Origin of the sequence: Mesorhizobium sp. WSM4307 (assembly GCF_007003945.1) — a bacterium.
GTDB lineage: Bacteria > Pseudomonadota > Alphaproteobacteria > Rhizobiales > Rhizobiaceae > Mesorhizobium.
Genome location: NZ_VFTB01000012.1, coordinates 207737 through 231578, shown reverse-complemented (window position 1 = coordinate 231578; position 23842 = coordinate 207737). Strand labels below are relative to the sequence as shown.

The following is a 23842-nucleotide window of genomic DNA, read 5'->3' as shown; positions in this document are numbered from 1 at the left end:
TCAGGAAATCGCTGATTCCTCGGCGAGGCGGAGATTGGCAACCTCAGCCGGCCCCGCACTATGATCCGGGAGCCGCGACGGGCGTGCCAATATCCGCAATGAGTTTGACCAGATCGGCCTGGCGGCGCGTGCCGGTCTTGGCGAAGATGCGGTTGAGGTGGGTCTTCAGCGTGTTCTCGCCGATGCCGAGCGACAACGCGCTTCTGGACGCGGACAACCCGCTGCCGATGCGCAGCAGTACCCGCGCCTCCGCCGGCGTGAGATCGAACAGCGTGGTCAGGACGGCCTCCGGCAGTGGCGAAGAGGACGTCGTGGTCGAGACGAAGACAGCGGCACAGGCGGGCCGGAAAGCCGCGCGCGCGGTGCCTTCGCTCAGCGGCAGCACATAGGCGACGGCGGGCGGCTGGCCCGGGGCCGAAATGGGCAGACCGATGCCGCGTGACCCAAGCGAGCCATCCGCGTCCGCGGCGCCGGCGATCGCTTCCAGCAAGGCGCGGGCAACCGCCGCATTCTCCGTCTGCAGTACACCGTTCCTGGAAAGAATGGGACCGTGTCCCGACAGCATCAGCTCGGCGGCTCCATTGGCATGGAGGATCGTGCCGTTGGCGCCGGTCAGAACGACCGGCACGGCGAGATGGTCAAGCGCCGCGCGATAGAGATTGGCGGCCATGCGAGCCTGATCGAGCAGATCGCCGATCAGCGACGCACGGCGCAGATGCGGCGAGAGCATTGCCAGGAAGCGCTGCTCCTCGGCCGAAATCACCCCCCTGCTTGCCCGCGTGGTGCAACCCATGAGCCCGATCCGGTCCGGCGTATGAACGAATTTGGTGATGCAGCCCTCACGCAATCCCTGCGGTTTGGCCCAATTCTGAAAAAAGGGCGTCCGCTGGAGGTCAGCTTCGCTCATATGCGACAGTGTCGCGACGGGCGTGTCGATATCGCCGACGACCGCGGCCTTCAGCCCGGGAATCGCGTCAAAGTCATAATCCTCCTGGAGCACGCGCATCCGTTCCGGATCCCACGGTGATTGGGCCGCGAAGCGGCCGTGATTGCCGGCGGTGCTGGCAAGCGCGATGGTGGCATAGGCCGCATCCATGGCTTCGGTGATGCGGACCATTACCCCAGTCCACCCGTCGGGGTTCAACACGCAGTCGTAGATATCGCCGACAATCGAATAAAGGACTTCGCTGCTCAGCCTTTCCACCGTTTCTCCTACACCCCGGCATGCCCGCCCTCCCATGATGGATGGTGGGCAAAAGATGAAACCAGCAATTTTGGACGGCGGGTCGGTGCAAGGACGCCGACCGCGTCTGGACGATTTTGCTGGCGTCATACTTTCGGGTGACGCCAAGCGTGATTGAGCTCGACTAAAGGTCCAATTCGATCCGTTGAACGCTTGGCGACCTATGTCGCTGGTTATTCCTGGAATGGAAAGCGCCGCGTTCGATTTTTTTGAGACTGCGGGTTTAGCGGGGGCGCTTCCTTGTCAAGAAAGACGGTGTTCTCATCGACCGATTTGCCGCCGCATCTTGGCGAAAGCGACCGTTTTTCCCTCTGGCAGGACATCCATGTCGCCGAGATCTGGTCGGTCGAATACGGCATATCGGAAAAACTGCCTTTCCAGGCCGCGATCGAAGCCACGGCCGTCGGATCGCTGGTGCTTGGCCAGATGGCCGGAACGATCCGGCAGGCGACGCGGAAGGCGAGCAACATCGCCGATGACGGCAATGACGGCTACCTGCTGCTGATCAACAAGGCCGACACCGTGCTGAGCGGGGCGCAGGCCGGCCGTGAATACGGCGTCGGTCAGGGGGAAGCCGTCCTGGTCACCGCGGCGGAAGCGCTGAAAATGACCGGCGCAGACTGGAATGTGTGGACGAACGTGGTCGTGCCACGCGCAGTCCTCACCCAGGCCTTCCCGCAGATCGATGACAGGCTGGCGTTGAAGATCGGCGCCGAAAACGAAGCTCTCGATTTCCTCAAACGCTATTGCCAATTGCTCGAGACCGGCCCCCCTCTCGCCTCGCCCGATCTCATAACACATGCCACGGATACGATCGTCGACCTGATCGGGCTGGTGACCGGCGCGAAGGGCGAGGCTGCCGAACTGGCCGGCCTGCGCGGCCTGCGGGCGGCGAGACTGCAGGCAATCCTGGCCAAGATCACCGACAATTTCGCCAACCCCGGCATCTCCGCGCAAGGCGTCGCGAAGGAACTCGGGCTGTCGGCGCGCTATGTCCAGGATCTGCTCCAGGAGACAGGCGTCAGCTTTTCCGAACGTGTTCTCGAACAGCGCTTGCAGGGAGCACGCAAGATGCTCTCGCAAAGGCACAATGACGCCATGCGCGTCAGCGAAATTGCGCTGATAAACGGCTTCAGCGACGTGTCCTACTTCAACCGCTGTTTCCGCCGCCGTTTCGGCCACACGCCAACGAGCGTGCGATAGATTCGGATGGTTCCGCTGCGGACGGGCGACATGATCCCCTTCCTTCCGGGGCGGCGGTCGGTCCTTCAGCCGCGCCCGAAGCGACCGATGATGCCAAACCATCACAGTGCAGGGAAAAGCCACCGCACCTCGCTCCAGTCCAATTCCGGTGCGGCCCTGCCCAAGACAACAGCGTGCCGCCGATGACATGTCAGCGCCAGGGCGAAACGACTGCCATATCAGGGGATTGAATGCCGCAACACGAATTTGCAAGCCGCAAGGCGAAGGCGTTGAAGTATCTGGCGCTGACGTCGACCGCGCTGGTCTGTCTCGGCCAGCCAATCACTGCCTCGGCAGACGCGATATGGACCGGCGCTGCCTCCACGGACTGGTTCACCGCCGGAAACTGGAAAAACAGCACTGTTCCCACCTCGGGTGACGACGTCGTGCTCAATCCGAAGTTTCCGAATCCGACCGTGATAGATGGGGCAAATGCGGCCGCGCATAATCTCCTTCTTGGCACCATTGCGAGCTACACAGGCTCGCTGACGATCAAAAGCGGCGGCACGCTCGCCAGCAGTGCCGGCTTTGTAGGCTACCTTACGGACGCGAACGGGGTCGTGACCGTTACGGGAGCAGGCTCGGCCTGGAACAACAGTTCGGACCTCTTCCTTGCCGCCAGTCCGGGCAGCACCGGCACCTTGACGATCTCCAACGGCGGCGCGGTCAGCGACACGGTGGGTCATGTCGGCTCCGGCGGCACCGGCACCGCGACCGTCGACGGGATCGGCTCGACCTGGACAAACAGCGGCGACCTGTACATCGCCGAACATGGCACGGGCACGCTGAACATCACCAAGGGCGGCGCGGTCAGCAATGCGGTAGGCACTATCGGCTGGCATGCGGGCTCCAACGGCGCGGTGACGGTCGATGGTGCGGGTTCGACCTGGACAAACAGTTCGTCGCTCTTCATCGGCCATGCCGGCGTCGGCACTCTGACCATCTCCAACGGCGGCGCAGTAAGCAATTCCCTCGGTTCGATTGGTGAGCAGGCCGGTTCCAGTGGCTCAGCGACTGTCACCGGCGTCGGCTCGTCCTGGACCAATTCCGGCAATCTACTTGTCGGCTGGGGCGGCGCCGGCACGCTGACGATCCAGAGCGGCGGCGTGGTGAGCAGCGCCAACGGCCAGATCGGCGCCAAATCCGGCTCGACCGGCAGCGTGACAGTCGCCGGCGCCGGCTCGTCCTGGACCAATTCCGGCGAGCTTTATGTCGGCTGGAGCGGCGGCGGCACGCTGACGGTCCAGAACGGTGGCACGGTGAGCAATACCAACGGCTATATCGGTGACAATTTCAGCCCGGCCGCCGCCGCGACGGTGGACGGTGCGGGCTCGCACTGGAGCAATTCCGGCCTTCTCTCCATCGGCAATTACGGTGCCGGCGCGCTGACGATCCAGAACGGCGGCGCAGTGAGCGCCATGTCGGGTTACCTCGGCATCAATGCCGATTCGAGCGGCACCCTTACAGTCACCGGAAGCGGATCGAGCTGGAGCGACACGAACGGCCTCTACGTTGGAAATGGCGGCACTGGCATACTGAACATCCAGAACGGCGGTCTCGTCAGCAGCAACATCGGCTTTGTCGGTGCCATAGCGGGCTCGACCGGCACGGCGACGGTCGATGGCATAGGTTCGATCTGGAGCATCGCGTCGAGCCTGTTTGTCGGCGACGCCGGCACGGGCACGTTGACGATTTCGAATGGCGGCACGGTCAGCAATGGCGCGGGGGTCATTGGCGCGAAAGCAGGCTCGACCGGCATGGCATTCGTCGATGGCGCGGGTTCGACCTGGACGAATAGCGGCGATGTGCAGGTCGGGCTTGATGGTTCCGGCACGTTGAACATTACAAATGGAGGCAGTGTCAGCGATGTCAATGCCGTGCTTGGATACGGTGCCGGCGTAGGTACCGGTATCGTAGATGGTGCGGGTTCGAGTTGGTCCAACAGCGGCTATCTACAGGTCGGCGCCGGTTCGATCTCCACATTGGCGATCACGAATGGCGGCGTCGTAAGCGCAGGTAGCGGTTCGGTGGATTCTTCGAGTAAGGCGACTGTCGATGGCATCGGCTCGACCTGGATGAACGTCGGCGGCTTTACTGTGGGCGTTGGCGGAGCAGGCACCGTTTCCGTGTCAGGAGGGGGTGCCCTCGGCGACGTAGACGGCATTTTGGGTTACTATCAGGGCTCCAGCGGAACCGCGACGGTGGATGGCGTGGGTTCGAACTGGGCGAATACCGGCAAACTCATTGTCGGCCAATCAGGAACCGGCACGCTCGATATCACCAATGGCGGCGCCGTCAGCAACCAGACTGGCTCCGTGGGCTACGACGTGGGGTCCGTGGGCACCGTCACGGTAGATGGACCGACTTCGAGCTGGACCAATTTCTCGGACCTGCGCGTCGGCTATTTCGGTACGGGCAAGTTGACGATCTCGAATGGCGGCAGCGTCGTCAACCTGGTGAGCACTGTAGGTTCCGCCGCGGGCGCCATCGGCGCCGTGACGGTCGACGGCGTCGGCTCGGTCTGGACCAACAATTCTTCCCTCTATCTCGGCGAAAACGGCACCGGCACGCTGGCGATCTCAAACGGCGGTACGGTCACCAGCTCTGCCGGCTATCTGGCTTTTGAGGCCGGGTCCACGGGGACGGCCGCAGTCAGCGGCGCGGGCTCAACCTGGACCAGCGGCAACCTCCTTCTCGTCGGTCAGCGTGGTACGGGCTCATTGACCGTCTCGAACGGCGGCAAGGTCTCCAGCACCACTGGCAATCTAGGCTTTTATGCCGGGTCCACCGGCAAGGCTGACGTCAGCGGGCCCGGCTCGACATGGGCCAATAGCGGAGATCTCGATATCGGCCTTGGTGGCACAGGCACGCTGACGGTCTCGGATGGCGGCGCCGTGTCGGCCGGCGGCGCGGTCAACATCGCCTTGCTGGCGGGCTCCGTCGGCACGCTGAACATCGGTGCAGCGAGTGGATCGCCGGCGGCGGCCGCGGGCACGCTCGATGCGGCGAGCATCCAGTTCGGCGCCGGCACCGGCACGCTCAATTTCAACCATACCAGCACGAACAATGGCTTCGCTTCGGCGATCAGCGGACTGGGGACGATCAACCAGATCGCCGGCAACACCAAGTTGACCGGCAATTCCTCCGGCTTCACCGGAACGACGAACGTTCTCGGCGGCGGCCTCTATGTCAACGGCTCGCTCGGCGGCGCGATCAATGTCACCGGCGGCCTGCTTGGCGGGTCGGGCACGGCAGGCAATGTGACCATTGCTTCGGGCGGCACCTTTGCACCGGGCAATTCGATCGGGACGATCAATGTCAGCAACACAACCTTCTCGGCGGGTTCGATTTATGCGGTTGAAGTCGAAAGCGGCGGCACATCCGATCGGATCAGCGCCATCGGTACGGTGACGATCGGCGGCGGCACGGTCGACGTCATCCCCTATCCGGATTATGCGACCGGCACGACCTATACGATCGTCACGGCGGCAGGCGGTGTCACCGGCGCCTTCGACAAGGTCAGTTTTGGAGGCAGCAGCTCGATCTTCATTGCGCCGACGCTCACCTATGACGCGAACAATGTCTATCTCAACCTGGCCAAGGCAAGCTTTGCCAGTGCAGGCCTGACGCCCAACCAGATCGCCACCGGCGGCGGCGCCGACAGCCTTGGCGCCGGCAATCCGATCTTCGATGCCATCCTGCTGCTGCCGACGGCGGCGGCCGCCCAGGACGCCTTCGACCAGCTCTCGGGCGAGATCCATGCCTCGGCCAAGGGCATGCTGCTGGAAGACAGCCGTTTCCTCCGCGACGCCGCCACCAACCGCATCGATGCTGCCTTCGGCGATGCCGGCGCGGCACCACTGCCGGTCATGGCCTATGGCGAGGGCGGACCGGAAATGGTGGCCGCCGACACCGATCGCTTCGCTGTCTGGGGCCAAGCTTTCGGCTCATGGGGCAAGGTGGATTCCGACGGCAACGCCGCCGCCTTCGACCGTTCGACCGGCGGCCTGCTGGCCGGCGCTGACACACTGCTCGGCGGCTGGCGCGTCGGTGTTCTCGGCGGCTACAGCCATTCGTCCTTCGACGCCGATGATCGCAATTCCTCCGGCAAGAGCGACAGCTACCATCTCGGCCTCTATGGCGGCACCAATTGGGGCGCCATCGCCTTCCGCACCGGTGCCGCCTACAGCTGGAGCAGCCTCTCGACCAGGCGCTCCGTCGCCTTCAACGGCTTCACGGATGCGCTCTCGGCCGACTACGACGCCGGCACCGCGCAGATGTTCGGCGAACTCGCCTACAAAGCTGATGCCGGCAGCTTCAAGTTCGAACCCTTCGCCAACCTCGCCTATGTCAGCCTGCGCACTGACGGCTTTAGCGAAACCGGCGGTGCGGCGGCCTTGACCAGCGCCGGCGCGAGCACCAACGCCACCTTCACCACGCTCGGCCTGCGCGGCTCGACCGATTTTGCGCTTGGCGGCGTCAATGCCACCGCGCGCGGCATGCTCGGCTGGCGCCACGCTTTTGGCGACGTCACACCGACCTCGAGCTTCGCCTTCGCCGGCGGCGACGCCTTCACCATCGCCGGCGTGCCGATCGCCAGGGATGCGGCCGTCATCGAAGCCGGTTTCGACATGAGAATGTCGCCCAATGCGATGCTCGGCCTGTCCTATTCCGGGCAGTTCGGCGGCGGCGCCGTCGACAACGGCGCCAAGGCAAGCCTCAGCGTCAAGTTCTGACGACAACAGGCCGCCGGCTCGCGCCAAATTGACGTCGCCATGCGGTCTGGCATCCACCTCTATTCCGGCGACGGCACCGGCGGCTTCGAGGTCAGCGCCGTCCCGGCGGCAGCGACAATGACGGCGGCGATGCCGGCCAGTTGCGGCGGGGTCAGGCTTTCGTGCAGGAACAGGAAGCCGGCCAGCGCGCCGAGTCCCGGCTCCAGGCAGGTCAGCGTGCCGTAGATGCGGGCTGGCATGCGGGTCAGCGCCACCATCTCCAGGAAGAAAGGCAGCGCGCTGGAAAACAGGCCGACGAGCAGCGCGCTGGCCAGGACCGACGGCGCCAGCAGCCCCGTTCCCGCCTGCGCCACGCCGAAGGGCAGCACCAGCACGGCGGCGATCGCCATGCCATAGGCGGTGGTGCGGGTGCCAAGCTCCGCACCCGCCTTCTGTGCCAGCACGATATAGAGCGCCCAGAAGCCGCCTGCCGCCAGCGCCAGCATCACCCCGGTCGGATCGAGCGGCTGCAAAGAGTGGATGAAGGGCGACAACAGGATGATGCCGGCCAGCGCAAGCGCGATCCAGGCGAAGTCGCTGGCGCGCCGCGAAGCCAGCGTCGCCACCAGCAGCGGCCCGGAAAATTCCAGCGCCACGGCGACGCCGAGCGGGATCCTGGCAAGGGCTGCATAAAACAGCAGGTTGAGCGCGCAGAGCGTCACCCCATAGGCGACCAGCCACGGCAAGGTGGCGCGCGTCGGCCGCATCTGCCAGGGCCGCAGCACCGCGATCAGCATCAGCGCGCCGATCACCAGCCGCAGCGTCGTCGTGCCTTGCGCGCCGATTTGCGGGAACAGGGTTTTGGCGAAGGTGGCGCCGATCTGGATCGACACCATGGCCCCCATCAGCGCCGCGACAGGCAAGGGCGCCGCTTCGCGCCTGGCAACCGGCATCGATGTCACTTCGGTTTGTCCTTCCCTGCCGCGATATGCTGACGCGGCGGTATCGGCATAGGCCGAACCGGCCCGCCTGTCCTGAGGCAGTGAAGGCGGCTTGATAGGGTCAAGACAGGTGTCGAGGCGCGCTGGCGCCCTCGCCGTTTCAGCCGCTGAACGACACGCCCCTGCGGCGCATGCCCGCCTGCACGCCGCGCACGATCATCCGGGACAGCATTTCCATGTCCCAGGGCATGCCCGGGCGCCAGACATCCAAGAGCAGGGCTATGCGCGCTTCATCGGCGTTGTTTATCACCTCGTGCGGATAGGTGTCGTCCCACAGCATGCCTTCGCCGTCACTGATCCGTCTTTCCTGATGGTCGATCATCATGATGGTTGCCGGGCGGCCATCGGCCTGGCGCGGGATGACCAGGCCTAGGTGAAACCGCATGATGCCGCGGAACGGCCCGCGATGGCTGGGTATGTGCTTGCGCGGCGCCAGGAACGAGATCGCCGCCGATTTGACTTCCGGGCATTCGGCGAGCAAGCGGCTGAGCACCGGCATGCGCGCCAGGTTCTCCGGCACCGCCATGTCATAGGCCTTGAGCACGAACATGCGCCAGTCGAGACCGTCATTGGCCGAGATATCGGCCTGCTCCGGCATGATGTCATGGAAGCGCGGGACCTTGCCCAGACGCACGCCAAGCGCTTCGTCGCGTATGTCGCGCCAGGCGCCGGTGAATTTCGCCGCGTTCGGAAATTCGCTGGCGGAATCGAGGATCGCCGGCGCGTCAATGCGCCTTTCATAGACACGCCGGATAACATCGGATGCAAGATCGTAGGTGCGCGACATCGCATGGCCTCCGTCGCATCATAAACGGACGGCCCCGATTTTGGTTACACATTTTGTTCACGACGCCGTGCGCTGGCCCCGCCAGCCGTGGCACGATCACCAGCAGCCCTGCCGTCCGTGGATGAAAAGACCGATCATCGTGCGCAGGCCGAGGCCTGCCCCGCAATTGCAGTTCCCTCATTCCCTGAAGGCGCGGCTGATCTGATCCTGCAGCGGTTTGACGAGATAGGAGATCACGGTCCGGTCCGCGGTCTTGATGAAGGATTCGACCGGCATGCCGGGAACCAGCCTGACCTCGCCGAGGCGTGCCACCTCGGCATGCGTGGTCGCGATGCGAACGGTGTAGTAGCTGATGCCGGTGCGCTGGTCGGTCGTCGTGTCCGGTGAGGTCAGTTCGACCGTGCCGTTGATTTGCGGCGTGGTGCGCTGGTTGAAGGCCGAGAAGCGCAGCGCCGCCGGCTGGCCGACCCAGAGCTGGTCGATGTCGCTCGGCGCGATCTTGGCCTCGACCGTCAGGCTGTCGCTGTCGGGCACGATCTGCATGATCGTCTGGCCAGGGGTGATCACGCCGCCGATGGTGTGGGCGATGGACTGCTGCACGACGCCGTCCTGCGGCGCGCGGATGTCGATGCGCCTGAGCTGGTCCTCGGCGGCGATCTTGCGTTCCGTCAGCTCGCCGACCTTGCCGTCGATCTCGCGCAAATCCTTGTTGACGTCGGTGCCGAGTTCGAGGTCGATCTGGAGGATCTGCAAATTGATCTCGGCGATCTTGCCCTGGGCCTGTGCCAGGGCCGCAGTCAGCTGGCCGCGCTCGCCGTCGAGCCGGGCCGACTCGCGCTCCATGGCGGTCAGGCGATCGATCGAGATCAGCCGCTTCTTCCACAGTGCGCGTATGCTGGCCAGTTCCTCCTCGACGAGCGTGATTTCCTGCGACTTGGCTTCGACCTGCGCCGTGTCGCCGCCAATCTCCTTCTGCAGCTGCTGGATGCGCTCCTGCAGCTGGCTCTTCTGGCCGGAACGACCCGCACGCCTTGTCTCGAAAACCTGTTGCTCGCCGGCCATCATCTCGGCGATCGCCGGATCGCCGCGGCGATCGAGAAGCTCTTGCGGAAAGACGATGGTGTCGGAGCCCCGGCGTTCGGCCTCGAGGCGCGCCTCGCGTGCCGACAGCTGGTCAAGCGCCTTGGTGACGACGGCAAGGTTGGCCGCCGGCACGGTCGGGTCGAGGCGCACGAGCAGCGCTCCGCGCTTGACCCGGTCGCCGTCACGCGCCGCGATCTCGCCGACGATGCCTCCGGTCGAATGCTGCACATCCTTGACGTGGGAATCGACGACGAGGACCCCGGAGGCGATGACCGCTCCCGAAATCCGCGTCAGCGAGGCCCAGCCGCCGACGCCGCCGACCAGCAGCGCGACCGCAATGAGGCCCAAACGCATGTAGTGCCGGATGGATTGGTGAGAGGTGCCTTGCATCGTTGCGCCTCTCACTCGCCCGCCGCCGCCACGCCGGGCGATGGCGCCGGCCCTTCGGTGGCGAGCCTGAGGTGCGGCACGGTGGCCACGGCCGGTTGCGGCCGCGGAAACAGCTTGGCCAGAACCTCGTCCTTGAGGCCGAACGCCTGGACGCGGCCCTGGTTCATGGCGAGGATGAAATCGACCGTGCCGAGCGCGCTTGGCCGGTGGGCCACGAGCACGACGATGCCGCCACGCTGCCGCACCGAAACGATCGCCTGGAACAGCGCCTGCTCCCCTTCGGCGTCGAGGTTGGAATTGGGCTCGTCGAGCACCACCAGGAACGGATCGCGATAGAGCGCGCGGGCCAGCGCGATGCGCTGGCGCTGGCCGGCCGAGACGGCCTCGCCGAGTTCGCCGATCTGCGTCTCGTACCCGTCGCGGAAACCGACGATGAGATCATGCGCGCCGGCTGCCCTGGCGGCTGCGATCACCAATGCGGGATCGGCGTCGGGCTCGAAACGCGCGATGTTCTCGGCGATCGAGCCGGCAAACAGTTCGACGTCCTGCGGCAGATAACCGATGAACTTGCCTCGGTCCTCCGGCGACCACTGGTCGAGGTCGGCGCCGTCGAGCCTGATCCTGCCGGCGGCGGACGGCCAGGCGCCGACGAGCGCCCTGACCAGCGTCGACTTGCCCGAACCGCTCTGGCCGATAATGCCGACGGCATGTCCCGCTTCCAGCGCAAAGCTGGCGTCCTGCACCAGCAGCCGCGGCGTGCCGGGCGCGGCGACGCTGGCGTTCTGCATGAAGACGTGGCGGCTCGGTGCCGGCATGGCCATCGGCTCGGCATCGGCCGGCAATGCGGCGAGAATCCTGGTCAGCCGTTGCCAGCCCTGCCGCGCCGTCACGAAACCTTTCCAGTTGGCGATGACCAGATCGACGGGCGCCAACGCCCTGCCGCTCAGGATGGAGGCGGTGATGATGATGCCCGCGGTCGCCTGCTGGTCGATCACCAGCCAGGCGCCGAGGCCGAGCATGGCCGACTGCAAGAGCATGCGCAGCACCTTGGACACGGCGCCGAAGCCTCCGGCGATGTCGCTGACGCTGCGCTGCTCGGCGAGGTAGTCGCGGTTGGCCTCTTCCCATCGTTTCGCCATCCGGCCGCCCATGCCGAGGGCCGCGATGACTTCCGCGTTGCGGTTGCCGGTCGTGGTCAGGCCGTTGCGGACGATGCCGGTCTGGGTGCCCGATGTGACCGGCTTGCGCGTCAGCCGCTCGGCGAAGATGGTCAACAGCACGAGCACGATCGCGCCGATCAGGGCCGTCACGCCAAGAAGCACGTGGAACATGAAGATGATGGCCAGATAGAGTGGCAGCCACGGCAGATCGAACAGCGCGGTCGGCCCGGAGCCCGACAGGAAGGTCCGCACGCTGTCGAGATCGCGCACCGGCTGCATGGTGTCACCGTTGCGCCCGACCTTGAGCGGCAGCTTGAGGACGCTGGAATAGACACGAGCGCCCAGCGCCTCGTCGAGCGCGCCGCCGATGCGCACCAGGATGCGACCGCGGATGAAATCGAGCACGCCTTGGCCGGCATAGAGGACGGCCACAAGCAGGCTGAGGCCGATCAGCGTCGGCACGCTGCGGCTCGGCAGCACGCGATCATAGACCTCAAGCATATAGATCGAACTGGACAGCATCAGCACATTGAGAACACCGCTGAACAGCGCGATGGCGATGAAGGCCGAGCGGCAGGATTTCATCGCCGCCGCGAGTTCCGACCCCTGCTGCCGGGCTTTGGGTGGCCGCTGCCGGACATCGGGACTGGCAGGGCCTCGCGCCGCCGCCGCGACGCGGGGGGCATCCGAACCGGGATCTGCGGTATCGCGAGTGCGTGCCCGAACCAGCGCAAACGCGCCAAATCCCGCCAGGGCCAGGCAGGCCGACACAAGGCCAGGCGACCGCGCCAGCATGCCGCCCAGCCCCGAAAAAACGGCGCAGGCGATCAAAACCAGACCCAAGGTCCTTGCCTGCGCCAAGCTGAAGATGGTGGAGCCCCTTCCCATGCCGTGTCATGCGGGCGGCGCCGCGGCTAAGGCACCCGGCCGGAAGGCCGGGGCCTGCCTCAGGCGATGCCCGTCAGGCCCCCAACGCAGCGTGAGCCAGAATTGATCGAGCGTATTGGGATGCTCGTCGACGATGTTGGTCCCATCGAACCAGGCTACATGGCCCCCCGCCCCGGATGTCACCAATTGCCCCTGGTTGAACCACATCAGCGCGTTCTTCAGGCCCTCGCCGTCGGCTGTGATGCCGGAGCTTGGATCGGTGACGTCGACATATTTGGTCCAGGCATCCGAGCTGGTCTTGACGGCACTGCCCGCCAGCGCCGTACCGGCGGCGTTGGTGTCGATTTTGCCGTCATGGTTTGTGTCGAGATTGACCAGACCGGCCCATGCCCCCTCGCCCTTCAGCCACATCACCGCCTCGCTGATCAGGTCGTTGGGCTGGGCGACGTGGTTGTCGATGTTGAGCTGGGTGGCGATCGCCTGCTGCAGCATGATGATGCGGGCGTCGCCACCAGTCGAGCTCGATTCGATGGTCTTAGCCAGGGAGTTCGAGATCAGCAGGGTGTGTTCGCCGACGTCGACAGCGCCGTTGCCATTGCTGTCGCCGAGCAGCAGGTTGCCGTCGTGGCGCGGGTTGATGTCCAGGCCCCAGATGACGCCACTGTTGAAAGCGCTTTTGGTGGGATTGCTCTCGTGGCCCGTGACGCCATCCCACGCATCGGTGTGGCTGCCCCAAAAACCTTGCGTCAGCGCCTTGTTCGAGAAGCCCTCGTAATCGCTGCTGTCGAAGGCTTGCGGCGTGCGCGGATGTCCGGCGGTGTCGACATAGGCATCGGTGGTGGCCGTTGCATTGTTCGAGTAATCGCCAAGCACCGCGATGCCGGTGGCCTTGTAATGCCAGGTCTCGCCGATGTCGAATACGCCGTCGACGTTGGCGTCGCCAATGTTATGGCTGAGATCGCCCCCGAGGATCGCGGTGATCGTGACGCCCTTGTCGTCGGTGACGGCTGGATTGGCGAGCGCGACATTGCCGTCATTCGTTACATCGTAGGTCCAGGTCACGGCCTGGCCCTGGAAAATGTTGAGGCCATGGTCGACGCCGTTGGTCTTCTTGTCGAGCGTGATATGCGGATTGGCGCCGAAGTAGCCGGAATCGTCGGTGGCGGTGTCGGTCCGGGTGTGGAGGGCATCGTCGGTGAAGGAGCCGGAGGCGGTGCCGGTGTTGCTGTAAGGGCCGGTTACGGAGGTGCCGCTTGCCGAGAACTTCCAGACTTCGCCGATGTCGAGCATGTTGTTGTTGTTGATGTCGCCGATGTTGGTGACATGGCCGTTGCCGGTCACCGCGACCGGCGTCACGCCGCCGTCGCTGTCGCTGACCGTGACGTCAGACAGGGCGACGTTGCCGCCATTGGTTACCGTGTATTCCCACGAGATCGGTTCGTTGGTCAGGATCGTCAGATGGTCGCCCTTGGCCCCATCGTCGACCGTCACCTTGTCGATGACGATCTGCGGATCGGCGCCGAAATAGCTGGAGGCGTCGTCGTCGGTGACGTTGACTGACCCGGCCGAGCCCGTGACCGTGCCGACATTGGCGTAATCGCCGACGACAGCCGTGCCGGCGCTCGTGCCAATGAAGCTCCAGTGCTCAGTGGTGTCGAGCTTGCCATCATGGTTGGTGTCGCCGATGTTGAAGCCGCCGCTGAGAACCGCCGTCACGACCACGTCATTGTGGTCGTCGGTGACGACAATGTTCGACAGGGCGACATTACCGGTGTTGCTGACCGTGTATTGCCAACTGATCGTATCGCCGGCGAGCACGCTCAGCCCGTCGCCGATCGCCGCGCCGTCGACCGTTACCTTGTCGATGCCTATTCCAGGCGTATCAGTGCCAGTGCCGGGTGTCGTAAGGGTGCGCCACTCCTCGAAGCCGCCATTGGAACCGGAGAAGCTCGAATAAAGCGTCAGATAGGAACCGTCAGGCACGGTGCCAAAGAGACTAACTGGAACAAGAACCCGGTAGTCATCGGTTCCTGAGCCATGATTGGCATCGATCAGCGCTTGAGCGCCGCCAAGATCGAAGATCGAGGTGAATCCGGCACCGAGGGAGCCGGCACTGAAATCAGTAAGTGAGGCTGGCTGGTCCGAAATATAGAACTTCAGGTCAGTCAGCGTAATCGCATCGTTGGTCGAGTTGTTGCTTTCGTTGAGGTCCAGCCGGAATTCCAGGTAGGCTGTTCCCCCGATCTCGATCGACTGAATGTCACTGTACAGCAGGCTGTGCGTGAAGGATGATTTGTTGTCGAGGACGTTGCCGTTCTGATCAGTGTTGAAGCCCTCCTCGACACCCGTCGCCTGCAGCCGCAGGAAGGAATCGTAGTTGCCGGTTCCCGAACCTTCGGTCGTTGCCTCGAGAAGGACACCGCCGCCAATATCTGTCGCCATTACCATTTCCTCCACAGTGTCGTCCGGTCAGCGCTCATGTCGCGACCGTCTATCCAGGTTGACTGCAAGCTCCGAGCGCCCGGCTCCCGCGGAACGCGGCATACCGACGAGCGATCGTTTCGTGAAAAGAAGGGGACGCATTTGGACAAAGTTCTGGAGCGGCGGCGAAGTCTGAACTCGCCTCTCCAGCCATCGCTGGACGACGGAACACAGGTGCCGTCTTGCTGCTTGCCACGCTCACGCCCCATAGCCCAGGCTCGCCCGATCGACGCCGACCGCCAGAACCTTAATATTCCCCTAACCATATTTCGCAGGTTGCAATGAGCACGTCCATATAACCGCGGTTATAGGCGCAAATGAAAATTCAGCATCGTTAAATAGCATCGTTATTTCAGTAAAAACCACGACGTTAGCCGAACTGTATAAAACTATTTCCGTGTTTTACTCTCAAAGACGAGATGAGTTGATTAAGGTCCATGATCTCATCAAATCACGAACTGGCAATGACGCACCGGAACTGCTCTGTTTTCAATCCGGCACCACGCACCTTGGTGCCGGAAGCGTATCGGCATCAATTAGTAGTTGCTAATTCTTATCGGAGGCGCGATGCTGCTGCCGGGGTGGGTTATCGCATGGGGTGTGCGAGCCGGATGGGGTTGGAGCGTATGGTCACCACTGTGTTCATTGTCGACGACCATCCGCTGCTCCTGCACGGCCTGGAAAACCTGATTGCCCGCGACCCCGGCTATAGGGTTGTCGGCTCGGCGCTGGACGGCAGGAGCGCTGTGACCAGGATCAGGCAGGACTTGCCCGACATCGCGGTGATCGATCTGAACATGCCGGGGTTCAGCGGGCTCGACGTTGCCGTAGAACTCGGCAAGGAAACGCCGGCCACGCGCTGTGTGATGTTGACGGCTGGCGCGTCACAAGGCCAGCTTTACGATGTGGTCATGGCCGGCGTCGCCGGGATCGTGCTGAAGGAGTCCGCCGTCGGCACGCTGCTGAGATGCATCGACCAGGTCGCCGCCGGCGGTCACTGGTTGCCTGCCGAAATTATCGGGGAAGCCCTTGAGATTGAGGCCTCCCGCCGGATCAAATGGCAGAAGCTGTCGTCACGGCTGACCAGACGGGAATTGGAGATTGCCCGGCTCGTTGCCACGGACAAGCCATACGAGCGGATCGCGCTCGATATCGGCATCTCGAAAGGCACGCTGAAAATCCATATGAACAACATCTATCGCAAGTTGGAGGTCGCCTCGCGTGCCCAGCTTTTGCAACTGGCCGCCGGCCAGACCGGACTGAACGCCCGCATCGGAAGCGAATGAGGCCGCCATCGCAAATGCCGCGCAGCCCCCATGGCAGGCGCAAACCTGTCACTGCGCCGTCACCTTGGCCAGCCTTGGCCCGGTCTTGATGTCGACGATCTCGGGTTTCGTGCTGTCGATCACACCATCCCAGCCGCCGCCGAGCGCCTTGTTGAGGGCGATGTAGTTGGTCGCCAACAGCACGCGGCTTTGCAGCAGCGAGTCTTCCGCCGAGTAGAGCGAGCGCTGGGCGTCGAGCACGTCGAGCAGGCTGGTCTCGCCGGCCTTGTAGAGTGTGCCTTCGAGATTTGCCGCCTCGCCATAGGATTTCGCCGACGCGGCAAGCTTGCTGATCCGGATGCGCTCCTGTGCCATCAGCACCAGCGCATTCTCGACATCCTCCAGCGCGGTCAGCACCGAGGACCGGTAGGCGATGAAATACTGGTCGCGCTGCGCCCGGGCGACGTCGGCGGCCGCCTGCAACTGGCCGGCATTGAACAGCGGTACGCTGATCGTCGGCCCAAAGGACCAGCCGATCGACGAGTTCTTGCCGAGGTCGCCGAGATTGAGCGCCGCCGTGCTGATGTTCCCCGTCAGGCTGACCGAGGGATAGCGTGCCGCCTCGGCCTGGCCGACCTTGGCGGTGTATTGCGCGTATTGCCGCTCGGCCATGCGCACATCCGGGCGCGACAAAAGGATGTCGGCGGGAATGCCCGTCGGCATCGGCAGGCGCGGCGACGGGATCGGCCCGCCGCGCTTCAGCCGCACGCTGAGTGCGGCCGGCGGCCGGCCGGTGAGCACCGACAGGCGATGCACCGCCTCGGCATAGCTTGCCTCCAGCGTCGGCACCGTGGCCTCGGTGCTGGCCGCCTGCCCCATCGCCTTGGCGACGTCGGCGGCCGTCGCCGACCCTGCCAGGGCCATGGTGCGGGTGAGTTCGGCGGTCTGCCGCTGCGAAACGGCCGAGCGCCGGGCGAGCGCTATGCGGGCCTGGTAGCCGCGCGCCTGGGCGTAGTAGGACGCGACATCGCCGACCATGGTCAGATGCGTCGAGCGCAATTCCTCTTGCGCGGCGTCGACGCCGTAGCGCGCCGCCTCGACGCCCCTGCGGTTGGCGCCGAACAGGTCGAGTTCCCAGGTGGCATCGAAACCGGCCTGATATTCGCTGTAGATGGAATTGCTCCCCGATGTGGTCTCGGATGACTTGTTGCGCGTGACGGAACCGGAGCCGTCCAGCGACGGCAGCAACGTGCCGGCGCTTTGGCGATAGCTGGCGCGCGCCTCGCGGATCTTGGCCTTGGCGGTGGCGACGTCGAGATTGCCGGCGACCGCTTCCTCCACAAGCGTGTTGAGCTGCGGATCGCGCAGGCGCTGCCACCATTGCGACAGCTGCGCCGGCTGGACGGATTTCGTCGGTTTCTCGCCGCTCCAGTTTGCCGGCATCGGCAGGATGGGCGTGCGATAGTCGGGGCCGACGACGCATCCGGTGAGCAGAACAGCCGTGATCATGGGCACAATGAGCCGCCCCGCGGCCACCGGGCCACGTTCAAAACCTGTCATGGGAAGTTTCCTTATTGCTGGTTGGCTGTCGCCGGCTTCTCGCCCGTATCTTGTCTAGCCGCCCTGCCCTGGAAGATGCGCCGCACGGTGACGAACAGCAGCGGCACCAGGAAGACGCCGATCACCGTTGCCGCGATCATGCCGCCCATCACGCCGATGCCGACCGAGTTCTGCGCCCCCGAACCGGCGCCGCTGGCGATGGCGAGCGGCGTGACGCCGAGGATGAAGGCCAGTGACGTCATCAGGATCGGCCGCAATCGTTGTCGCGCCGCCTCCAGCGTCGCCTCGACCAGCCCCATGCCGGCCGCCTGCCGCTCTATGGCGAACTCGACGATCAGGATGGCGTTCTTGGAAGCCAGCCCGATCGTGGTCAGCAGGCCGACCTTGAAATAGACGTCGTTGGTCTGGCCGAACAGCGTTGCCGCCGCGAGCGCGCCGAAAATGCCGATCGGCACAGACAGCATGACCGCGAACGGGATCGACCAGCTCTCGTAGAGTGCCGCCAGGCACAGGAACACGACCAGGGCCGAGATCGCATAGAGCGACAGCGCCTGGTTGCCCGAAAGCCGCTCCTGATGCGACAGCCCGGTCCATTCGTGGGAATATCCGGGCGGCAGCTGCGCCACCAGCCTGTCGATCTCGTCCATCGCCGCACCCGAGCTCACGCCCGCGGCCGCCGCGCCCTGGATCTCGACCGCCGCCGAGCCATTGTAGCGTTCCAGCCTGGGTGAACCGAATGTCCAGTGGCTGGAGGCGAAGGCCGAGAACGGCACCATGGCGCCGCTGGCATTGCGCACCTGCCATTTGTCCAAATCCTGCGGCTGCATGCGGAAATTCGGATCCGACTGCAGATAGACCGGCTTGACGCGTCCGCGATCGATGAAATCGTTGACATAGTCGCTGCCCCAGGCGGTCGACAGCGTGTTGTTGATATCGGCAAGGCTGACGCCGAGCGCGCTGGCTTTTTCCTGGTCGATGTCGACCGAGAATTGCGGCTGGTCCTCCTGGCCGTTGGGGCGCGTGTTGGCGAGCACCTTGCTCTGGCCGGCCAGGGCCAGAAGCTGGTTGCGCGTCTGGATCAGCGCGTCATGGCCGGCGCCATTGACGTCCTGCAGGTAGAAGTCGAAGCCGTTGGTGTTGCCAAAGCCCTGGATGGCGGGCGGCGCGAGCGCGAAGACCTGCGCGTCCCTGATCTTGGAGAAAGCCCCCATGGCGCGGCCGGCGATCGCCTGCGCGGCGGAAGCCGGCGATTTGCGCTGGCTGAAATCCTTCAGCCGCACGAAACCGATGCCGACATTCTGCCCGGCGCCACCGAAGCCGAAGCCCGACGCGGTGAAGACACCTTCGACCGCATCCTTCTCGTCCTTGAGATAGTGCTCGGTCACCTGTGCCAGCACGCGCTCGGTGCGGTCCTGCGTCGCGCCGACCGGCAATTGCACGCTGGTGATCAGGATGCCCTGGTCTTCTTCCGGCAGGAACGAGCTCGGCAGCCTGGAAAACATCCAGCCCATGGCAATGACGATGGCGAGGAAGACGGCCAGGAAGCGCCACGACCGGTTGATGATACCGTGCGAGCCATCGCGATAGGCTGTCGTGCCGTGGTCGAAGACGCGGTTGAACCAGCCGAACGGACCGGTTTGCGTCGCATGGTCCTTCGGCCGTCGCAGGATCGTGGCGCACAGAGCCGGCGTCAGCACCAGTGCGACCAGCACGGACAGCACCATGGCCGAGACAATGGTCACCGAGAACTGCCGGTAGATGATGCCGGTCGAGCCGCCGAAGAAGGCCATCGGCACGAACACCGCCGACAGCACGGTGGCGATGCCGACCAGCGCGCCGGTGATCTCGTTCATCGATTTTCGCGTCGCCTCTTTCGGCGAAAGGTCTTCCTCCTGCATGACGCGTTCGACATTCTCGACCACGACGATGGCATCGTCGACCAGCAGGCCGATGGCCAGCACCATGGCAAACATCGTCAGCGTGTTGACCGAATAACCGAACAGCGACAGCACGCCGAACGTGCCGAGCAGCACCACCGGCACGGCGATGGTCGGGATGATCGTCGCTCGCAAATTCTGCAGGAAGACGAACATCACCAGAAACACCAGCACGATCGCCTCGGCCAGCGTCTTGACCACCTCCTCGATCGACAGCCGCACGAAGGGCGAGGTGTCGTAGGGGTAGACGACCTCGACGCCTTGCGGGAAGGTCGAGCTCAGCCGGTTGATCGTCGTGCGTACCGCCTCCGCGGTGCTGATGGCGTTGGCGCCGGTCGCCAGATTGACCGCGAGACCCGCCGCCGGCATGCCGTTGTAATTGGCCTGCGTCGTGTAGCTTTCAGCACCGAGCTCAACGGTGGCGACGTCGTTGAGGCGCGCCAGCGAGCCGTCCGTCTGGCTCTTCAGGATGATGTTGCGGAACTGCTCGGCGGTCTGCAGCCGGCTCTTCGAGGTCACCGTTGCATTGAGCTGCTGGCCCTTGCGCGCCGGCAGGCCGCCGAGCTGGCCGGCCGAGACCTGCGTGTTCTGCGCTTCGATCGCCGAGGCCACGTCGCTCGGCATCAGCGCGTATTTGGCGAGCTTGTCCGGATCGAGCCAGATGCGCATGGCATAGCCCGAGCCGAAAAGCTGCGTCGAGCCGACGCCTTCGACGCGCTTCAGCGTGTCGTTGATGGTGCTGTCGACATAGTCGGCGAGATCGGTCGAATTCATCTTGCCGTCGCTTGAGACGAAGCCGATGACCATCAGGAAGCCGGTGGAGGATTTCGAGACGGTGATGCCGTTGCTCTGCACCACCTGCGGCAGCTGCGACTGCACCAGCTGCAGCTTGTTCTGCGTCTGCACCTGGGCGGTGTCGGGATCGGCCGCACTGGTGAAGGTCAGCGTGATCGAGGCCGAGCCGGTCGAGGTCGAGGTGGCCGTCATGTAGTCGAGATTGTCGATGCCGGTCATGCCTTGCTCGATGACCTTGGTCACCGAGTTTTCGACCGTTTGCGCATCGGCTCCGGGATAGCTGGCGCTGATGCTGACCGTTGTCGGCGCGATCTGCGGGTACTGCGAGATCGGCAGCGTGGTAAGCGCGAGCAGGCCGCCCAGCATGATCACTATGGCGATCACCCAGGCGAAGATCGGCCGGTTGATGAAGAATGCTGACATCGCTCAATTCCCGGCCGAGGCGGCGCCTTGCGCCGGTTTCTGGCCACTATCGGCAACATTGGAGGTGGAAGGTGCGGTCGAAGAGGTCTGCGCCCGGTCCTTCACCTCGCCGGTCGTCTCGTCGATCGTCACCTCAACGCCGCTGGCATCGCCGCCCGGGCGCACCAGCTGCAGCCCTTCGACGATGACACGGTCGCCGTCGCCAATGCCCGAATCCACCAGCCAGTTGTTGCCGACGCTGTTGCGCACGGCCAGGACGCGCGTCTCGACCTTCCCTTGCGCGTTGATGATCATGGCGGTCGCCTCGCCCTTGGTGTTGCGGGTAACGGCGCGCTGCGGCACCAGGAAACTGTTCTGGGCGACACCCTCCTCGACCAGCGCGCGCACATACATGCCCGGCAGAAGCAGACGGTCAGGATTGGGGAACTCGGCCCTGAGCGCAAAGGTGCCGGTGGTCTGGTCGACATTGGCGCCGGCGAATTCCAGCTTGCCGGTCTGCCGATAGATGGTGCCGTTCTCGAGCTTCAGCTTGACGCTGACATTAGGGCCGCTGAACTTCAGCCGCCCTTCTGAAATCGCCTTGCGCAGGTTGAGCAGATTGGTGCTCGACTGGGTGACGTCGACATTGATCGGATCGAGCGAGCGGATGGTGGTCAGCACGGTTTCCTGGTTAGTGGTCACCAGCGCGCCCGGCGTCAGCGTCGATTTGTCGATGCGGCCGGCGATCGGCGCGGTGATCGAGGTGCGGTCGAGGCTGATGCGCGCCGTTTCCGCACTGGCCTTGGCCGAGGCGACATCCGCCTGAGCCTGCGCCAGCGTGGCGGCGGCATCGTCATAATCCTGTTTGGAAACAACGTTCTGCTTCAAAAGGCCGGCATAACGGTCGAACTTGGCTTGCGCCGTCGGCACCGCCGCTTCGGCTTTTTGCTGTGCCGCGACCGCGCTGTCATAAGATGCCTTGTAGCTGGCCGGATCGATGAGGTAGAGCGGCTGCCCCGCCACAACTTCGGCGCCCTCCTTGAACAGGCGCTGCCGGATGATGCCGTCCACCTGCGGGCGCACCTCGGCAACCAGCGAGGCCGCGGTGCGCCCTGGCAGTTCGGCCGTGATCGCCACCGATTGCGGATGCAGCGTGACGACGCCGACTTCCGGCTTGCCGACACCGCCCATGCCGGCCGGGGCCTTGCCCTGCTCCTGCGAGCAGGCTGCCAGGAGAACCGTGGCGGCAAGCACTGCTGCCCAGGGCGCGAGCCGGCGCTGCTTGGCCGGCAAAGAAGGCTGACTAGTCTTGACGCGCATGGTCTGAAACTTTCCCTGGGGTTGCGGTCGCCTCGGCATCGGATCGCTCGGCCGGGAGCGAACCCGGACGCCGGCCAAAACGGGCAAGACCGGGCGCGGTCGACGAAACCTGAGAGCCGACAGAGGCGATCAATATCGTGACAACGGGCTGCGCCCGCTTGCGGGCGACGTCGAGTGAAGCTTCGAAGCGGCTCATGTCGCGCGCCTTCTGCGTGGCCAGGCGACAAGCAAGGCCAAGTTCCTGGCCGCAATGCCCACTGGCGCCAGCATGCCGAGCGACGCGGACAAGCCAAGCGGCATGCCGGCGAGGAGCCTGAAAACGCGCGGCACTGCCCTGGACCGTGGCCACTTCATGCAATTCGGCGGTCATGATGTCCGTGGCTAATGGGTTGCCGCGAAGCCGGCAGCGACAAGCGCCAGGCGGCAAAATGCAGGCGCACCGCGCCCTTCAGCGTATCGGCCGGCAGCGCCGCCGGCGTGGCGGCATGACGGGCGCGCTGGCCGAGCGAGAGCCTCGGGCTCATCGATGCGATCAGCCGCAGCATCATCATGGCTTCCCACATTGCCGTGCTTCCATTGCGTGAATTGGTACGTGAATTGAACGGTGGGATGGCGGAACATGCCGCCATCCCACGAAACCGGCCGGCCCGGGGACGGGTTGGGCGCCGGGCCGGCCGGGCAGCCGGTCGAAGTTGTCAGCCGTTCCCGGGCTGGGATGGCGGAAGCTGTCCGCCCTGGTCGGGCGGACCTCCAGCTCCGGCTGCGTCATCCGGCGGACCGCCCCAGGGACCGGGGGGTGGTCCGTGGGGGCGCTCTGCCGAAGCGAGGATTTCGAGCTGTTCGGGCGAGAGCTTGGTGCGCAGCGCGGCGATCGCGTCCTTCAGCTTGGCGGCCGAGGCCGCACGCGCCGTGACCTCGTCCGCCAGCCTCTCCTGGAAGGCGAAAGGATCAGGCTTTCCAGCCGGACCCGCATCGTGACCCTTGGCCTCGGGGTCGCCAGGGACTGGACCATCGGGGCCGCCAGCACCGCCAGGACCGCGATCATGCCTCGGCGGCGCAAGCACGGCCTGCAGCGCGCTGGTGTAGTCGCGCCAGGCGTCGAGTTGCTCACTGCGGATTCCGACGCGCGTCTCCAGCGCCGCCAGCCGGGCGGCCAGCATGAATTCCGGCGGTGGTCCCATGCGGTGCGGGCCCCAACCCTGAGGACCAGGCCGCATCGGCCCATGGGGGCCGGGCATCGGGCCATGGTCCGGCCCATTCTGGAGAGCGATGACCGGCGGCTCGCCGGGCGCGGCGCCCGGATCGGGCTGTGCCGCCATCACGGGGTGGATTGCGGCGACGGAAAACAGGCCGAGCGCAAGAAGTCTGCTTCGCATGACGGTGTTCCTTTCTCTCATGCATCGGACGGCCATGAGGATAGGAAGCCTGTTTGTCCGCTTCGCGTCGGCATGTTGCCGAAGGTTTCCGCAAAGCGGCAATTTGTTTCCGAATGTTTCCCGCCCCCGGCCAGAAACATTGCGTTGCAATTTTCCATGCCGCTGGCGCGCGCTCTCCCTATAATCACCGTCGAGCC

Annotated in this window: 15 protein-coding genes; 3 read left to right on the top strand and 12 right to left on the bottom strand. The window is 64.8% G+C overall.

What is annotated here, in order from left to right; genetic code table 11:
- Positions 1-58: 58 nt before the first annotated feature.
- Positions 59-1204 (bottom strand): helix-turn-helix transcriptional regulator, encoded by a 1146-nt coding sequence (locus FJV83_RS28190; RefSeq protein ID WP_095789346.1) that lies wholly within the window; start codon positions 1202-1204, stop codon positions 59-61.
- A gap of 279 nt (positions 1205-1483) precedes the next feature.
- On the opposite strand from FJV83_RS28190, the gene FJV83_RS28185 reads away from it, so the two are divergent.
- Both FJV83_RS28185 and FJV83_RS28180 read left to right on the top strand, forming a co-directional pair.
- The gene (locus FJV83_RS28185) at positions 1484-2446 is read left to right on the top strand and encodes an AraC family transcriptional regulator (protein ID WP_142885560.1); all 963 of its coding nucleotides are present in this window, start codon (positions 1484-1486) and stop codon (positions 2444-2446) included.
- A 230-nt stretch (positions 2447-2676) separates the two neighbouring features.
- The gene (locus FJV83_RS28180; protein ID WP_142885559.1) at positions 2677-7221 is read left to right on the top strand and encodes an autotransporter domain-containing protein; all 4545 of its coding nucleotides are present in this window, start codon (positions 2677-2679) and stop codon (positions 7219-7221) included.
- A 59-nt stretch (positions 7222-7280) separates the two neighbouring features.
- On the opposite strand, the gene FJV83_RS28175 is transcribed toward FJV83_RS28180, so the two are convergent.
- From FJV83_RS28175 to FJV83_RS28155, 5 genes are all read right to left on the bottom strand, one after another.
- Positions 7281-8162 carry a DMT family transporter gene (locus FJV83_RS28175; protein ID WP_095775162.1) on the bottom strand — a complete coding sequence of 294 codons (882 nt, stop codon included), beginning with the start codon at positions 8160-8162 and terminating at the stop codon, positions 7281-7283.
- A gap of 139 nt (positions 8163-8301) precedes the next feature.
- On the bottom strand, positions 8302-8988 hold the full coding sequence (locus FJV83_RS28170) for an aspartyl/asparaginyl beta-hydroxylase domain-containing protein (RefSeq protein WP_095775161.1): 687 nt from the start codon (positions 8986-8988) through the stop codon (positions 8302-8304).
- A 177-nt stretch (positions 8989-9165) separates the two neighbouring features.
- On the bottom strand, positions 9166-10461 hold the full coding sequence (locus tag FJV83_RS28165) for an HlyD family type I secretion periplasmic adaptor subunit (protein WP_095775203.1): 1296 nt from the start codon (positions 10459-10461) through the stop codon (positions 9166-9168).
- Positions 10462-10472: 11 nt separating this feature from the next.
- Complete coding sequence (locus tag FJV83_RS28160; RefSeq protein ID WP_142885590.1) at positions 10473-12206, bottom strand: type I secretion system permease/ATPase; 1734 nt, start codon at positions 12204-12206, stop codon at positions 10473-10475.
- Between the two features lie 309 nt (positions 12207-12515).
- Positions 12516-14951, bottom strand: coding sequence for a hypothetical protein (locus tag FJV83_RS28155; RefSeq protein WP_185973348.1), 2436 nt, complete (start codon positions 14949-14951; stop codon positions 12516-12518).
- 476 nt (positions 14952-15427) lie between these two features.
- On the opposite strand from FJV83_RS28155, the gene FJV83_RS28150 reads away from it, so the two are divergent.
- A complete protein-coding gene (locus FJV83_RS28150) occupies positions 15428-16276 on the top strand; it encodes a response regulator transcription factor (protein ID WP_142876934.1) in 849 nt (282 codons plus the stop codon).
- A gap of 48 nt (positions 16277-16324) precedes the next feature.
- Here FJV83_RS28150 and FJV83_RS28145 read toward each other — a convergent pair whose 3' ends face one another.
- The 6 genes from FJV83_RS28145 to FJV83_RS28120 form a co-directional block, all read right to left on the bottom strand.
- Positions 16325-17815 carry an efflux transporter outer membrane subunit gene (locus FJV83_RS28145; RefSeq protein WP_142885557.1) on the bottom strand — a complete coding sequence of 497 codons (1491 nt, stop codon included), beginning with the start codon at positions 17813-17815 and terminating at the stop codon, positions 16325-16327.
- Between the two features lie 11 nt (positions 17816-17826).
- On the bottom strand, positions 17827-20970 hold the full coding sequence (locus tag FJV83_RS28140; RefSeq protein ID WP_142885556.1) for an efflux RND transporter permease subunit: 3144 nt from the start codon (positions 20968-20970) through the stop codon (positions 17827-17829).
- A gap of 3 nt (positions 20971-20973) precedes the next feature.
- On the bottom strand, positions 20974-22269 hold the full coding sequence (locus FJV83_RS28135; protein ID WP_142885555.1) for an efflux RND transporter periplasmic adaptor subunit: 1296 nt from the start codon (positions 22267-22269) through the stop codon (positions 20974-20976).
- The gene (locus FJV83_RS28130) at positions 22253-22639 is read right to left on the bottom strand and encodes a hypothetical protein (RefSeq protein WP_142885554.1); all 387 of its coding nucleotides are present in this window, start codon (positions 22637-22639) and stop codon (positions 22253-22255) included. The genes FJV83_RS28135 and FJV83_RS28130 overlap by 17 nt, the downstream gene beginning before the upstream one ends.
- On the bottom strand, positions 22620-22832 hold the full coding sequence (locus FJV83_RS28125) for a hypothetical protein (protein ID WP_095789336.1): 213 nt from the start codon (positions 22830-22832) through the stop codon (positions 22620-22622). Before FJV83_RS28125 ends, FJV83_RS28130 begins: the two co-directional genes overlap by 20 nt.
- A gap of 132 nt (positions 22833-22964) precedes the next feature.
- Positions 22965-23645 (bottom strand): hypothetical protein, encoded by a 681-nt coding sequence (locus FJV83_RS28120; protein WP_095793534.1) that lies wholly within the window; start codon positions 23643-23645, stop codon positions 22965-22967.
- Positions 23646-23842: the final 197 nt, after the last annotated feature.